This is a genomic window from Microbacterium phosphatis, assembly GCF_049177115.1.
Lineage (GTDB): Bacteria > Actinomycetota > Actinomycetes > Actinomycetales > Microbacteriaceae > Microbacterium > Microbacterium phosphatis.
Window position 1 is genome coordinate 2806761 of the sequence record NZ_CP185370.1, and the last position, 14276, is coordinate 2821036.

Annotated in this window: 15 protein-coding genes; 10 read left to right on the forward strand and 5 right to left on the reverse strand. The window is 70.6% G+C overall.

Annotated features, from left to right (window positions below):
- Nucleotide 1 precedes the first annotated feature (1 nt).
- Nucleotides 2-676, forward strand: a complete 675-nt coding sequence (locus tag ACOKGD_RS13435; protein WP_342337865.1) for a DUF6766 family protein — start codon at nucleotides 2-4, stop codon at nucleotides 674-676.
- A 32-nt stretch (nucleotides 677-708) separates the two neighbouring features.
- Here the strand turns inward: ACOKGD_RS13435 and ACOKGD_RS13440 are convergent, their stop codons facing one another.
- Nucleotides 709-1194, reverse strand: coding sequence for a YciE/YciF ferroxidase family protein (locus ACOKGD_RS13440; protein WP_342337866.1), 486 nt, complete (start codon nucleotides 1192-1194; stop codon nucleotides 709-711).
- 218 nt (nucleotides 1195-1412) lie between these two features.
- Here ACOKGD_RS13440 and ACOKGD_RS13445 point away from each other — a divergent pair, with 218 nt between their 5' ends.
- The 3 genes from ACOKGD_RS13445 to ACOKGD_RS13455 are packed head-to-tail and all read left to right on the forward strand — an operon-like array spanning nucleotide 1413 to nucleotide 4509.
- Nucleotides 1413-2792 (forward strand): ABC transporter substrate-binding protein, encoded by a 1380-nt coding sequence (locus ACOKGD_RS13445; protein ID WP_342337867.1) that lies wholly within the window; start codon nucleotides 1413-1415, stop codon nucleotides 2790-2792.
- Entirely contained in the window at nucleotides 2789-3685 is an 897-nt protein-coding gene (locus tag ACOKGD_RS13450; protein ID WP_342337868.1) for a carbohydrate ABC transporter permease, read from the forward strand. Before ACOKGD_RS13445 ends, ACOKGD_RS13450 begins: the two co-directional genes overlap by 4 nt.
- Nucleotides 3682-4509, forward strand: a complete 828-nt coding sequence (locus tag ACOKGD_RS13455; RefSeq protein WP_342337869.1) for a carbohydrate ABC transporter permease — start codon at nucleotides 3682-3684, stop codon at nucleotides 4507-4509. The genes ACOKGD_RS13450 and ACOKGD_RS13455 overlap by 4 nt, the downstream gene beginning before the upstream one ends.
- Here ACOKGD_RS13455 and ACOKGD_RS13460 read toward each other — a convergent pair.
- Nucleotides 4506-4958 carry a DUF6098 family protein gene (locus ACOKGD_RS13460; protein ID WP_342337870.1) on the reverse strand — a complete coding sequence of 151 codons (453 nt, stop codon included), beginning with the start codon at nucleotides 4956-4958 and terminating at the stop codon, nucleotides 4506-4508. The genes ACOKGD_RS13455 and ACOKGD_RS13460 overlap by 4 nt on opposite strands.
- Nucleotides 4921-5127: a hypothetical protein gene (locus tag ACOKGD_RS13465; RefSeq protein ID WP_342337871.1), complete on the reverse strand. Its 207-nt coding sequence runs from the start codon at nucleotides 5125-5127 to the stop codon at nucleotides 4921-4923. The genes ACOKGD_RS13460 and ACOKGD_RS13465 overlap by 38 nt, the downstream gene beginning before the upstream one ends.
- A gap of 280 nt (nucleotides 5128-5407) precedes the next feature.
- Between ACOKGD_RS13465 and ACOKGD_RS13470 the strand changes: the two genes are divergently transcribed.
- Genes ACOKGD_RS13470 through ACOKGD_RS13480 form a run of 3 tightly spaced genes read left to right on the forward strand, consistent with a single transcriptional unit; the run spans nucleotide 5408 to nucleotide 7595 of the window.
- Nucleotides 5408-6910: a SulP family inorganic anion transporter gene (locus tag ACOKGD_RS13470; protein WP_342337872.1), complete on the forward strand. Its 1503-nt coding sequence runs from the start codon at nucleotides 5408-5410 to the stop codon at nucleotides 6908-6910.
- Nucleotides 6911-6956: 46 nt separating this feature from the next.
- Nucleotides 6957-7358 (forward strand): arsenate reductase ArsC, encoded by a 402-nt coding sequence (locus ACOKGD_RS13475; protein WP_342337873.1) that lies wholly within the window; start codon nucleotides 6957-6959, stop codon nucleotides 7356-7358.
- Between the two features lie 48 nt (nucleotides 7359-7406).
- The gene (locus ACOKGD_RS13480; protein ID WP_342337874.1) at nucleotides 7407-7595 is read left to right on the forward strand and encodes a hypothetical protein; all 189 of its coding nucleotides are present in this window, start codon (nucleotides 7407-7409) and stop codon (nucleotides 7593-7595) included.
- Nucleotides 7596-7761: 166 nt separating this feature from the next.
- Here the strand turns inward: ACOKGD_RS13480 and ACOKGD_RS13485 are convergent, their stop codons facing one another.
- On the reverse strand, nucleotides 7762-9363 hold the full coding sequence (locus ACOKGD_RS13485; RefSeq protein WP_342337875.1) for an SLC13 family permease: 1602 nt from the start codon (nucleotides 9361-9363) through the stop codon (nucleotides 7762-7764).
- A gap of 81 nt (nucleotides 9364-9444) precedes the next feature.
- On the opposite strand from ACOKGD_RS13485, the gene ACOKGD_RS13490 reads away from it, so the two are divergent.
- Nucleotides 9445-10497, forward strand: a complete 1053-nt coding sequence (locus ACOKGD_RS13490; RefSeq protein WP_342337876.1) for an NAD(P)-dependent alcohol dehydrogenase — start codon at nucleotides 9445-9447, stop codon at nucleotides 10495-10497.
- Between the two features lie 16 nt (nucleotides 10498-10513).
- Here ACOKGD_RS13490 and ACOKGD_RS13495 read toward each other — a convergent pair whose 3' ends face one another.
- Nucleotides 10514-11878: an aminomethyl transferase family protein gene (locus ACOKGD_RS13495; RefSeq protein ID WP_342337877.1), complete on the reverse strand. Its 1365-nt coding sequence runs from the start codon at nucleotides 11876-11878 to the stop codon at nucleotides 10514-10516.
- A gap of 95 nt (nucleotides 11879-11973) precedes the next feature.
- Here ACOKGD_RS13495 and ACOKGD_RS13500 point away from each other — a divergent pair, with 95 nt between their 5' ends.
- Nucleotides 11974-12843: an IclR family transcriptional regulator gene (locus ACOKGD_RS13500; RefSeq protein WP_342337878.1), complete on the forward strand. Its 870-nt coding sequence runs from the start codon at nucleotides 11974-11976 to the stop codon at nucleotides 12841-12843.
- 9 nt (nucleotides 12844-12852) lie between these two features.
- Nucleotides 12853-14268: an aldehyde dehydrogenase family protein gene (locus ACOKGD_RS13505; protein WP_342337879.1), complete on the forward strand. Its 1416-nt coding sequence runs from the start codon at nucleotides 12853-12855 to the stop codon at nucleotides 14266-14268.
- The last annotated feature ends 8 nt before the right edge of the window (nucleotides 14269-14276 follow it).

Consider the following 14276-nt stretch of genomic DNA (forward strand, 5'->3'; position numbering starts at 1 on the left):
GATGCGCGCGCTCAAGGACAACGCCCTGACCCTGCTGTTCCTCGGCCTGTTCGCCGGCACCGTGATCGGGCAGGCGTTCGTCGGCCTCGCCTACGAGAACCAGCAGCTCGCCGAGCACGGGTTCCCCCCGACGACGATGGGCGACTTCGTGACGTCCTCGTCGTTCCTCGTCGACCTCGCCGAGAACTGGCAGTCCGAGTTCCTGCAGTTCTTCGTCTTCATCCTCGCGACGATCTGGCTGGTCCAGCGCGGATCTCCCGAGTCGAAGAAGCCGGGCGATCAGGGCGTGGGCACCGACGAGGAGCAGATGATCGTCGAGTTCGCCCGTCCGGACTCGCCCGCCTGGGCGAAGGTCCGCGGGATCCGCCTCTGGCTGTTCTCGAACTCGCTGCTGATCGTGATGGGACTGGTGTTCCTGATGTCCTGGTTCGCTCAGTCGCTCGCCGGGGTGACGGTCGCGAACGAGGAGGCCACCCAGCACGGCGAGATCGCCATGACGTGGGCGCAGTACGTGACGGGGCCGGAGTTCTGGAACCGGACGCTGCAGAACTGGCAGTCCGAGTTCCTCGCGGTCGGGTGCATGGTCGGGTTCTCGATCTACCTGCGCCAGCGCGGCTCGGCCGAGTCGAAGCCGGTCGGCACCCCCAACGGAACGTCCGCCCTCGAATCCGAGTAGGACCGAGGGCGGACGGGAGGGTCGAGCGGCGATCAGCCCCCGACGAGCTCCTTGAGGCGCGTTGCCAGCTCCTCGCTGGTGTGCACCTCCTGGTCCATGTTGGCCTGCAGCAGCGACAGCACCTCCGTGGCGCCGAGCGCCGTGACGGGGACGATGAGGCCCTGGTACGAGGCCATCTCGTAGTGCTCGTTGCCGATGGCGGCCGACAGGGCGATCTGGTCGTGCAGCGACTCATCGGCACGCTGGATGAGCGACTCGGCCTGACGGCTGATGCCCTTCGTGCTGGGGGACGGCGCGGTCGACTCGGGGACCTCGAGCAGCTCGAACACCTTCTTGAGGTTCTCGATCTGCTCGCGCGTCTCGTCGGCGTGGTGCCGGAACAGCTTCTTGATGTCGGCGGTGCGCGCGACCTCGGAGAGCTCGGTCACGGCGGCGAGCGAGTCCTCCTCCATCGTCATCGCGGTGCGCAGCTGGAAACGCAGCAGGTCCTGCGGGGTCTCGAGATGGTTCTGGCTCATATGTCCTCCTTGCATCACGCGTCACCGACGAATCGTCGGCGCCTTCGACGTTAGGTCGTGGGCGGCCCGTGCCAGGAGGGGATTGCGCGGGCGCGGATCGGCCGCTAAGACCGGGGAGAAGTCACCCCGAGGCGCTCTGTCAAGCCGCTTACCTGCCTTCTTGCGCGCTTCTAGCGTCCACCTCGGGGGGACGGGCTCGATGGACGAGGAGCGGATCGATGAGAAGGTTCCGGATCAAGGCGGCGGCGGTGCTCGCAGGCGGGGCGCTGATGCTCACGGGGTGCGCGGTCGGCACCGGCGGCGCGGATGACGCCGAGGCGAAGTACGATCCCGACGCGGAGCTCACGGGCGAGCTCAGCGTGATGGGCTTCGGCGGCGTGGACGAGGTCGCCACCACGCGCATGGACCTGGCGAAGAAGGCCCTCGGGGATGGGGTCGAGGCCAAGGTCGCCGAGGGCGAGCTCGATCTCCAGCAGTTCCTGTCGGCCGCCGCCACCGGCGATCCGCCGGACCTCATCTACGCCAACCGCGACCAGCTCGGGTCCCTGGCCGCGCGGGGGGCGATCCTGCCGCTCGATCGCTGCATCGAGGGCGAGGGCATCGACACCTCGATGTTCGTCGAGTCGGCGCTCGCCCAGGTCACCCTCGACGACCACGTCTACGGCATCCCCGAGTTCAACGTCGTGCAGGTGACGATGGCGAACTCCGCGCTGCTCGACGCGGCCGGCCTCGAGCTCTCCGATGTCGACGGGAGCGACTGGCAGAAGGTGAGCGCGGCCAACGAGGCCCTCACCCGGTCCGACGGCGGCAAGCTGAGCGTCATCGGGTACGACAGCAAGCTGCCGGAGTTCTTCCCCCTCTGGGCGAAGGCCAACGGGGTCGACCTCCTCAGCGAGGACGGGCGCGAGGCGCACCTGGACGACCCCGGCGCGATCGAGGCCCTCGAGTGGGCGGTGTCGATCTACGACGCACAGGGCGGCTTCGGCGCGGTGAAGGCCTACCGCGACTCGGCCGACTTCTTCGGCGAGGGCAACCAGTTCGCCACGGACGTGCTCGGGGCGATGCCGATGGAGCAGTGGTACATCAACGTGCTCAACGACGTGTCTCCGGATGCGACGGTGGTGTTCGACACGGTCAAGGATCTGCAGGGCGAGCCGATCGCGTACGCCTCGGGCCAGGCCTGGGCGATCCCGGCCGGCGCCGCGAACCCCGAGGCCGCGTGCCGCTGGGCGCGGGTGATGACGTCCGTCGACAGCTGGGAGGCGGCGGCGAACGCGCGCCTCGAGCTGCGCACCCAGGACGACAAGCCCTTCACCGGGCTGTTGACGGGCAACGCCGAGGCCGACGCGGCGATCCGCGAGATGGTCACCCCCGGCGGCGAGCCGTGGGACACCGCCGTGGCCGCCACGTACGAGGCCAACGACCACACCTTCTCGCTGCCGGCGAGCCCGGCCGATGCCGAGTTCGAGAACGCGATGCAGGACGCCGTGAACGACGTGCTCTCCGGGGAGGCCGAGCCCGCCGACGCCCTCGCCCAGGCGCAGAAGGTCGCGCAGAAGGCGCTCGATGACGCATGGGCCGAGATGGAGGAGCGGTGAGCCGCGGCGAGACCCGCGCGGCCTTCCTGTTCCTCAGTCCCTGGCTGATCGGGTTCGCGGTCTTCACCGCGTGGCCGCTGATCTACAGCGCGTACCTCTCGCTGACCGACTACGACGTGATCAACAGCCCGACCTTCGTCGGGTTCGACAACTACGCCGAGCTGTTCGCCGACCCGAAGGTGGCCCTCGCCCTGTCGAACACCCTGTTCTTCACGGCGGTGCAGGTGCCGCTCTACATCGCCGTCTCGCTCGCGCTGGCACTGCTGCTGGCGCGGGCGGGGCGCGCCTCGGGGTTCTTCCGGACGGTCTTCTTCCTGCCCAAGATGACCCCGCCCGTGGCGGTCGGCATCCTGTTCCTGCTGCTGTTCAACGGCCAGAGCGGGCTCATCAACACCGGCCTCGGCTGGGTGGGCGTCGACGGCCCCTCGTGGACGACCGATCCCGCGTGGGTCAAGCCCGGCCTGATCATCATGAGCCTGTGGACGATCGGATCGTCGGTGCTGATCCTCCTCGCGGCCCTGCGGGGTGTGCCGGAGGAGCTCTACGAGGCGGCGCGGCTGGACGGCGCCGGGTCGTGGCGCCAGTTCCTCAGCGTGACGCTCCCGATGATCAGCCCCGCCGTGTTCTTCATCGTGGTCGTGAACACGATCGCGGGCCTGCAGACCTTCGACGAGGCGTACACCGCGTTCTTCGGGGCGGGCAACACCACCTACGGCAATGACGCGGCGCTGTTCTACGTCATCTACCTCTTCCAGCAGGCCTTCCAGTACCTCAACATGGGCTACGCCTCGGCCATGGCCTGGGTGCTGTTCGCGGTGATCATGGTCATCACCGCGATCCAGGCGGTCGTCTCGCGCCGGCTGGTGCACTACGAGGGCGGGACCTCACGATGATCCGCGCGAGCCGGATCGTCACGATCGGCGCCCTGGTGCTGATCGCCGTCGTGTTCGTGTACCCGTTCGTGTGGCTGGTGAGCGCGTCCTTCAAGCCGCGCGGCGAGGTCTTCGACAACCGGCTGATCCCGCAGACCTTCACCCTCGAGAACTACGTGCAGGTGTGGCAGGAGGCGCCGCTGGCGCTGTGGCTGCTGAACACCGTGCTCGTCACCGCGCTCGCCGCGACCGCCGTCACGCTCTCGAGCGCGATGGTCGCGTGGGCCTTCGCGTTCTACCGCTTCCGCGGGCGCGGGGCCCTGTTCGCTCTGGTGCTCGGATCGATGATGCTGCCGGGCGCCGTGACCATGATCCCGACGTTCCTCATCTGGAACGCGCTGGGCGCGGTGAACACGCTGACGCCGATGTGGGCGCACAACCTGTTCGGGAGCGCGTTCTACATCTTCCTGCTGCGGCAGTTCATGCTCTCGCTGCCCCGCGACCTCTTCGACGCCGCGCGCGTCGACGGGGCCAACCCCTGGCAGGTGTTCTGGCGGATCGCGCTGCCGCTGTCGCGCCCGGCACTGGCGGTGACCGTGGTGTTCGAGGTGCAGGCCGTGTGGACCGACCTGATGCGGGCGCTGATCTACCTGCGCGACTCGACGATCTTCACCGTCCCTCGGGGCCTCAAGGCGCTGGTCGACAACTTCGGCTTCGGCGGCGAGTGGCACTGGGAGATCCTGATCACCGCGAGCGTCATCACCACGCTGCCGATGATCGTGCTGTTCTTCGTCGCGCAGCGCCACATCATCGAGGGGGTCGCCGCGGGCGGGCTGAAGGGCTAGTCCTCCGGCCCCCGTCCGGCGTCGAACGCCTCCTCGTAGCGCGCGGTGGCCTCGTCGAGCACGGCGGGCGCGAGGACGGCGAGCGGCTCGACGTCGGCGAGCAGCGGCTCGCAGTCCGGGCCGCGGGCGACGATGCGCCCGTCCAGCACCCAGGCGCGGCGGTCCGGGTTCTTCTCGGCCAGCTCGGCGTACTGGCAGGCCTGCCGCGCCAGCCAGTCCTCCAGCGGACGCGTCCACCAGGCCTCGGGGTGGAGCGGGTTCACCGACAGCCCGGGCAGATCCAGGCCGCTCTCGGTGTCACGGCTCTGCTCGGAGGCGTCGTGCTCGGGGCCCTCGGAGTAGCGGACGTACGCGCACGCCCGCGACCTCACCAGCGCGGCGAGGTCGGCGAGCGTGGCGAGCTCGTCCGGGTCAGTCGACCGGTTCGCCCTGCGTGCGGATGAAGTCACGATCGGCCTCGCTCAGCGCCGCTCCCTCGGGGACGGCGAATCCGACGATCTCGCCGATCTCCTCGCGCACGCCGTCGGGGATGACCACGACGTCGTCATGCAGGGTGTGCTTGGCGTCCATCGACAGCTTGGGGTACCACTCGTGGATGGCAGGCAGTTCGGAGTTCATGACACCGACGTTAGGCCCCGGGATCGTCCCACCCAATGGGCTTGACACAACGGGACGCTCTTCTCGCCGGAGGGATCGGATCAACGCTGCTTGAGCAGGTGGATGAACTCGTCGGCGTCACGCGACGCGCGCGCGCCCTCTCTCCCATCGCTCCTCCGCGTTACGGTGAGAGCGGGGACCGGCGGCTCTCGCCGGCCCGCATACATTCCACCACCCGATGGCTCCGCGCCCTGCGCCGACGCCGAGCCGCGCCCCCGCCCGCGCGCCGAACGGAGGCCCCATGCCCCCCGCCCTCACCCAGACGGGCACCCGCTACGCCACGTCCGTGCGGGATGCGCTGACCTCGCCGCGCCTGCTGACCCGCGAGGTCCTGGCCGGTCTCGTCGTGGGGCTCGCCCTCATCCCCGAGGCCATCGCGTTCTCGGTGATCGCCGGCGTCGACCCGCGCGTCGGTCTGTTCTCGGCGTTCGTCATGGCGGTCTCGATCGCGTTCCTCGGCGGCCGGCCCGCGATGATCTCGGCGGCCACGGGGGCGGTGGCGCTCGTCATCGCGCCGGTCATGCGCGATCACGGCCTCGACTACCTGCTGGCCACGGTGATCCTGGGCGGCCTGATCCAGGTCGTGGTCGGCGCCCTCGGCGTGGCGAAGCTCATGCGCTTCATCCCCCGCAGCGTCATGATCGGCTTCGTCAACGCGCTGGCCGTGCTGGTCGCGATCTCGCAGCTGGAGGAGCTCCTCGCCTCGCCGTGGATGGCCTACGTCCTGGCGGCGGCGGGCATGGTGATCCTCTGGCTGTTCCCGAAGGTGACCCGCGCGATCCCCGCGCCGCTGGTCGCGGTGGTGGTGCTCACGATCGTCGTCGCGGTGTTCGCGATCGACGTGCCCACGGTCGGCGACCGAGGCGCCCTGCCCGACAGCCTGCCGATCCTGATGCTGCCGCAGGTGCCGCTCACCCTCGAGACGCTGGGCATCATCGCGCCCTACTCGCTCGGCATGGCCGCGGTAGGGCTGCTCGAGTCGCTGATGACGGCGAAGCTCGTCGACGACATCACCGACACCCGGTCGTCGAAGACCCGCGAGTCGTGGGGACAGGGCGTGGCGAACATCCTGTCCGGCATGTTCGGCGGCATGGGCGGCTGCGCGATGATCGGGCAGACCATGATCAACGTGAAGGTCTCCGGGGCGCGCACACGCATCTCGACCTTCATGTCAGGCGTCTTCCTCCTGGTGCTCGTTGTGGCGCTGGGCGACGTCGTCGCGATCATCCCGATGGCCTCCCTGGTGGCGATCATGATGATGGTCTCCGTGCTGACGTTCGACTGGCACAGCTTCCGGCCGTCCACACTGAAGCGGATGCCGCGCAGCGAGACCGCGGTGATGCTGGTCTCGACGCTCGCGACGATCGTCACGCACAACCTCGCGGTGGGTGTGCTGTCGGGCGTGGTGGTCGCGGCTGTGCTGTTCACGCGCCGCGTCGCGCACTTCACCACGGTCACCCGCACGCTGGCGGCCGATGGCTCCGAGGCGCGCTACGCGGTCGACGGCGAGCTGTTCTTCGCCTCGTCGAACGACCTGACGACGCAGTTCGAGTACGCCGCCGATCCCGAGCGCGTGGTGATCGACATGTCGCGCTCGCACGTGTGGGACGCCTCGTCGGTCGCCGCCCTCGACGCCATCGTCACCAAGTACGAGCGGCACGGGGCGACGGTCGAGATCGTGGGGATGAACGAGGCGGCGACGGCCTTCCACGGCCGCCTCACCGGCAACCTCGGCGGCGAGTGACCCTGCGCCATTGCGCAAAGCATAGACAGCCATCTATGCTTTGCGGGTGACCAAGCCCACCGTTCTCTTCGTCTGCGTCCATAACGCGGGCCGCTCGCAGATGGCCGCCGGCTACCTCCGGGCCCTCGCGGGAGACCGCGTCGAGGTGCTCTCGGCCGGATCGGCCCCGAAGGACCGGATCAATCCGGTCGCCGTCGCCGCGATGCTCGAGGAGGGCATCGACATCTCCGCGAACACCCCCCGGGTGCTCACCGTCGAGGCCGTGCGCGAATCCGATGCCGTGATCACGATGGGCTGCGGCGACGCCTGCCCGATCTTCCCCGGCAAGCGCTACGAGGACTGGGAGCTCGACGACCCGGCGGGGCAGGGCATCGAGGCAGTGCGCCCCATCCGCGACGAGATCCGCCGCCGCGTCGAGACCCTGATCGCGCAGGTCGCTCCGGCCTGACCTGTCAATCCCCTCGCTCCTGTGATCGGATCGCGCCACGCTCGATCCATGGACACGAACAGCGATCAGCAGGACCACGGCCCCGAGGACGACCTCGTCCACACCGACCCCGATCTCGGCACCGACTCCGAAGCCGACACCGGCCACCCCTCGCAGGCCGAGGGAGAGGATCCGGACGACGACGCCGACGCGCACGTGCTCCCGCAGGAGGGCCACCCCTCTCCCGCCGAGGGCTGAGCGCGCGTAGCGCCGAGGTGCACAGGCGGAGCCCCGCTCGGGGCTCCGCCTGCCTGCGTCTACGGCGCCTGCCGCGGCGGCGGATTCCGCGGAGATCCCGGATTCGCCGGGCTCGAGACGCGCTGCCGCCCCGGAGGATCCGGGATCCCCTCCGTAACGGGGCGCGTCAGAACGGCCAGATCAGCGGCACGTACAGCACCGCCACCGCCGTCCAGACGACGGCGAGCGGCAGACCCAGGCGCCAGTAATCGCCGAAGCGGTAGCCGCCCGGCTCGAGGATCATCGTGTTCGCCGGCGTCGCGATCGGGGTGAAGAAGGCGGCCGCGCCCATGACCGTCAGCGACATCATGAACGGCAGCGGCGAGAGCCCGAGCGACGCGGCGGTCGACAGCGAGATCGGGATCATCAGCAGCACGGTCGGCACGTTGGCGATCACCTGGCCGAGGGCGAGGGTGATGATCGCGAGCCCCAGCAGCACGAGGTGCGGCGAGGTCGTGCCGACGACCGAGAGCACCCCGTCGGCCACAAGCTGCGCGGCGCCGGTCTGCAGGAAGGCGGTCGAGAGCGGGATCATCCCGGCGATCAGCACGACGGTCGACCAGTGCACCGCGCGGAACGCGTCGCGCACCGACAGGACCTGCGACAGCACCACGGCCCCCGCGGCGAGCAGCCCCGCCACGACCGCGGGCACCAGCCCCGTCACGAGCAGCAGCACCATCCCGATCAGGATCGCGAGGGATCGCCGCGCGCCGCGACCGAGCGGCACCGCGCGGCGCAGCGACTGCGGCTCGGTCACCGCGACGACCTCGGGCGCCGCCGCGAAGCGCTCGAGCGCATCCCACGGGCCCTGCACCAGCATCGAGTCGCCGGGGCACAGATCCCACGCACGGTCGCCGCGGGCGTCGCGCGACTCGATCTCCTCGGCCCCGGAGCCCTGATGCCCGTCGGACGAGCGCACCGACAGCACCACCAGCTCGTCGCGGAAGATCCTCATGCCCGGGTGCACGTGGCGCCCCACATAGCGCGAGCGCGGCGGCAGCATGACCTCGACCGTGCCCTCGTCCGCCGTGAACAGCGGCCCGGTCGCCAGCCCATAGTTCTCGCGCATCCACGCGGCCTCGTCGGCGTGACCCGACGACGGATCCACGGACCCGACCGCCCGCTCGGGCAGCAGGCGCCCGCCGAGGGCCGCGCTGGTCGCCATCGTCAGGGCGAGCAGCGGCAGGCCCACCAGGGCGAACTCGAAGAAGTGGAACGGCCGTGCGCCGGCACCGGCCGCGGCGTCCGAGACGAGGATGTTCACCGGTGTCCCGGTGAGCGTCAGCAGCGACCCGGCGTGCGCGGCGAACGCGAGCGGGATCAGCAGCCGCGACGGGGCGATCCGCGCATGCCCGGCGACGACCACCACCAGCGGCAGCAGGGCGGCGACGGCGCCGTTGATGCTGATGAACGCCGTGATCACCGCCACAACAAGCGAGATGACCACGGTGATCCGGCCTCGTCTGGAGCCGGCGAGATCCGTGACCCGCCGCGCCGCCCACGCGGTGACCCCCGTCGCATCGAGCGCATCGCCGACGACGAACAGCGCGGCGATCAGGATCGGCGTCGGATCCGAGAACCCGGCGAGCGCCTCTGGCAGCGTGAGGACGCCGCTCAGGAACAGCAGGAGCGACACGCCGCCGGCCACGACAGCCAGGGGGATGCGGTTGCTCGCGAACGCGGCGAGCGCGACCGCGAGGATGACGAACACCGCGATCTGCGCCTCCATGCGGTCACCCTATCGGCGCCCCGGGACTCGATCCCGGGCGATACTGAGATCGTCTCCCCGCAACGAAGCCGAAGGATCCGCGTGCCCGCTGTCTCCGCCCTCGCCGTCCCGTCCGCCCGCGCCCCGTTCGAGCGCATCGAGATCGAACGCCGCGAGCCCGGCCCGCACGACGTCGTCATCGACATCGCGTTCGCCGGCATCTGCCACTCGGACATCCACACGGCGCGCGACGAGTGGGGCGCCGCGCACTACCCGCTGGTGCCGGGGCACGAGATCGCCGGCGTGGTCAGCGCGATCGGCAGCGAGGTCACGCGCTTCTCGGTGGGCGACCACGCCGGGGTGGGCTGCTTCGTCGACTCGTGCCGCGAGTGCGAGAACTGCCTCGACGGCGAGGAGCAGTACTGCCTGCGCGGTGGGCTCTACACGTACAACACCCCCCGCCCCGAGGGCGATCCGGAGGGCGGCTGGACGCAGGGCGGCTACGCGAAGCAGATCGTCGTCGACGAGAACTACACGCTGCGCATCCCCGACGCCCTGCCGCTCGACAAGGCTGCGCCGCTGATGTGCGCGGGCATCACGCTCTACTCGCCGCTGAAGCACTGGGGCGCGGGCCCCGGCGTGAAGGTCGGCATCCTCGGCATGGGCGGGCTCGGCCACATGGGCGTGAAGATCGCCGCCGCGCTCGGCGCCGAGGTGACCGTCCTCGGCCACTCGCTCAGCAAGAAGGACGACGGCATCCGATTCGGCGCGACGCGCTACCTCGCGACGAACGACCCGGAGACCTTCCGCGAGCTCAAGCGCGGCCTCGACCTCATCATCTGCACCGTCGGATCGGACCTCGACTTCGACCGGATCCTGCGGCTGCTCAAGCGCGACGGCACCCTCGTCAACGTGGGCCTCCCCGAGAACCCGATGTCGCTGCGCGCGTCATCGCTCACGGCGCAGCGCATCTCGTTCGCCGGCAGCAACATCGGCGGCATCCGCGAGACGCAGGAGATGCTCGACTTCTGCGCCGAGCGCGGGATCACGCCCGAGATCGAGCTGATCACCGCGGATCAGGTGAGCGAGGCCTGGGATCGGGTGGTCGCCTCCGACGTCCGCTACCGGTTCGTCATCGACACCGCGACCATCTGATCCCGGCCCCGCCGCGTCACAGATCCCGGTAGGTCGTCCGCGCGTACTGGTGGTACGGCGCGGGGGCCACCGTGGCGCGGATGCGCACCTGCCGGTGCGGCTCCACGTTGCCCTTGGCCGAGACCGGATCCTCGCCCCACAGCACCTCGACGCGGGCGCCGTCCGGCACGTCCCGATCGATCGAGGCGAGCGAGAGGTAGAGCTGGTCGTAGGCGACGTATCCGGCGTCGGTCGAGACGCCCACGCGCCGCCCCTCGGCCTGCACCTCGTCGAACTGGTAGAAGCCGTATCGCGCCTTGGGCCACTCGAGGTACTTCGCGGGGGTGCCGGGTTCGAGCTGCGACTGCACGACCGCGGCGACGTCGTCCGCATCCCAGATCAGCGTGGCCTTGCGCCGAGCGGGCGACTCGGCGATGCGCTGCAGGGCCTCCTTGCCGATGAAGTCGTGGTCGAAGTTCACCGAGCGGCCCAGCCCCAGGTCGTAGGGGGTCAGCAGGAAGTCCTCGACCGATCCGTGCAGCGAGCCGCCGATGGAGCCCGCCCGCGCCAGCGGAAGCCACTCGCGGTACTCGGCGAAGAGCGGATCGTCGCCGAAGATGGCCGGGAAGGGCGTCGGCACCCACCCGGACTCGAGCGGGGTGACCGAGTAGGCCTTCGCGCCGATCCGGGTGATGCCGTACTCCGCTCCTGCCTCCAGCAGCGCGGCGCGCACGGTCTCGCCCTCGGCATACGGGCCGAAGAACTCGAAGCCGGGCTGGCCGGCCATGCCGTGCCGCAGGCCCTGGACCGTGGTGCCGGCGAAGGAGAAGTCGCCGATGTGGAAGAACTTCACCTCGGGCACCGGGCCGCCCAGCAGCTTCTCGAGCACGGCGTGCGCGTGCGGCCCCTGCAGCTCGTAGCGGTAGAAGGTGGGGTCGCCCTCGCGCATGTTCGAGTTGCCCTCGAGGCGGCAGTGGATGTCCTTTCCACTCCGCTCGGCGTGGAAGCGCACCCAGTCGATGAGCACGTGATGGCCGATCAGCACCACGCGCTCGCCCATCGGCGTGGGGTGGTTCAGGTGGAACAGGATGCCATCGCCGATCACGTGCCCCTCGGGGTCGACCGCGATCAGCTGCTTCGCGACGCCGGGGCGGAAGTTCGAGAACGTGTTGACGGCGATGGGGCTGAGCACCTCGGCGATGTCATCGCCGGTGAGGAACAGCTGGGTCATGTGGTGCGACTGATCCATCAGCGCGACCGACTCGTTCCACGAGCGCGACTCGGAGCGCCAGTTCGTGAACTCCGGATGCACCGGGAACGTGAACGCCGGATAGTCGACGTCGCGCAGCAGGGCGACGGGATCGCCGACGCGGGCGAGTGCTTGGGCGAGGGTCTCCGACATGGGCGATCTCCTTCGATCGAGGGGCGGGTGCGCCCAGGCTAGAGACGAGGGGCGCGACCTCGGTAGCGTGCGTTCCGTTGAAAGGAAACACCGTCATGGCGAAGTCCTCGGACGGCACGTCGGCGCTCACACGCACCCTCGCGGTGCTCGATGCGTTCACGACGGACGCGCCTTTCCTCTCCCTCACGCAGATCCACCAGCGATCCGGCATCCCGATGTCGTCGGTGCACCGGATCGCCGCCGAGCTGGTCTCGCACGGCCTGCTCGAGCCCGCGGCCGGGCGCACCTACCGCCTCGGCAACCGGCTGTGGGAGATCGGCAGCAAGACGCCCGGCGCGCTGGGGCTGCGCGAGATCGCCGAGCCGTATCTGCGGCGCCTGCACGATGCCGCGGGGCAGCACGTGCAGCTGGCCGTGCGGATCGACACCGACGTGCTCATCCTCGAGCGCATCTCCGCCCCGGATGCCGTGGTCAACGGATCCATCGTCGGCGGGCGGATCCCGATCCAGCACTCCTCGAGCGGGTTGGTGTTCCTCGCGTTCGGCGAGCCGGGCCTGCTCGAGCAGGTCGTCGCGCAGGGGATCCGGCAGGCCACCCCCGCGGGGCCGCGGACGGCCGAGGCGCTGCGCGACGAGGTCGAGGCGACGCGGCGACGCGGGTTCGCGCGGGCGGACGGCTGGATCCACCCCGCCTCGCGCGGGCTCGCGGTGCCCGTCCGCGGCTCGGAGGGCGTTGTGGTCGGCGCGCTCGGCGCCGTGATCCCGAACGACGCATCCTCGCCCCGCCGCACGATCGACCTGCTGCGCGAGACCGCGCACCACATCTCGGACGCCCTGCTGCGCGCCTACCTGCCCGCCGGCCACCCGCGCGCGCTCCCCGGCGGGTCGCTGCGCGCGCTGGTGTCGTCCTCGGCCGAGTCGATGCGCTACCTCGAGCGCCGCCACCGTCGGCCCGCGGCTGATTAGGGTGAGCGGATGAGCGCCATCGCCGACACGCAGACCGACGCCCCCATCGCGCGCGCCGTCGCGGCCGCCCGTGCCCGGTTCGACCAGGGCGCGACCCGCCCGCTGCGGTGGCGGCTCGCCCAGCTCGACGCGCTGAGCCGCCTGCTGCGCGATCACACCGGCCGCATCGAGCAGGCCCTGTGGGACGACCTGCACAAGAGCCCCACCGAGACGCGCCTCACCGAGACGGGGATCCTGCAGACCGAGATCGCCTACACGCGCCGGCGTCTGCGCGGCTGGATGCGGGGCCGCCGCGCGCTGCTGCCCTACACGCTGCAGCCGGCGTCCGCGCGCCTGCTGCCCGAGCCGCTCGGCGTGGTGCTGGTGATCGCCCCGTGGAACTACCCGGTGCAGCTGCTGCTCGCGCCGCTCATCGGCGCGATCGCGGCCGGCAACGCCGTGGTGCTGAAGCCGAGCGAGTTGGCGCCGGCGGTCTCGGCGACGCTTGCCGACCTGATCCCGCGTTACCTCGATCCGGGGGCGGTGAAGGTCGTGGAGGGCGGGGTCGACGAGACCACCGAACTGCTCGCCCAGCGGTTCGACCACATCTTCTACACGGGCAACGGCGCCGTCGGGCGCATCGTCCTGCGCGCGGCGGCCGAGCACCTCACGCCCGTCACCCTCGAGCTCGGCGGCAAGTCGCCCGCATGGTTTGACGACGACGCCCACCTCGACCAGGTCGCACGGCGGATCGCATGGGGCAAGTACCTGAACGCCGGTCAGACCTGCGTGGCGCCCGACTACGTGATGACCACGCCCGATCGTGTCGCCCCCCTCGCGGCCGCCATCGGGCGCGCCGTGACCGAGATGCACGGCGCCGACCCGTCGCGGAGCCCCGATTACGGGCGGGTGGTCAACGCGCGCCAGTATGGGCGCCTGACGGCGGCGCTCGAGAAAGCCGACGTGCTGGTCGGCGGGCAGGTCGACGCCGAGACGCTCTACATCGCCCCCACCGTGGTGCGCGCGAGCGCCGACGACGAGGCGCTGATGACCGACGAGATCTTCGGCCCGATCCTGCCGATCGTCGCGATGCCCTCGGTCGACGCCGCGATCGCGCACGTGAACGCGCATGACAAGCCGCTGGCGCTCTACGTCTTCACGGCCTCGGCGCGCACGCGGCGCGCGTTCGTGACCCGCACCTCGTCGGGCGGGGTCGCGATCGATGCGCCGCTCATCCAGATCAGCGCGCCGCAGCTGCCGTTCGGCGGTGTGGGCGCCAGCGGCATGGGCGCGTACCACGGCCGGTACTCGTTCGACACGTTCAGCCACGTGAAGCCCGTCGTCCGCCGCGGCCACGCGCTCGACACCCTCGCGCTCGCCCGGCCGCCGTTCACCGGGCTCAAGAAGCGCTTCGCGTCGTTCCTCGCCGGGGTCCGCTCGGGCTGATCCGCCTC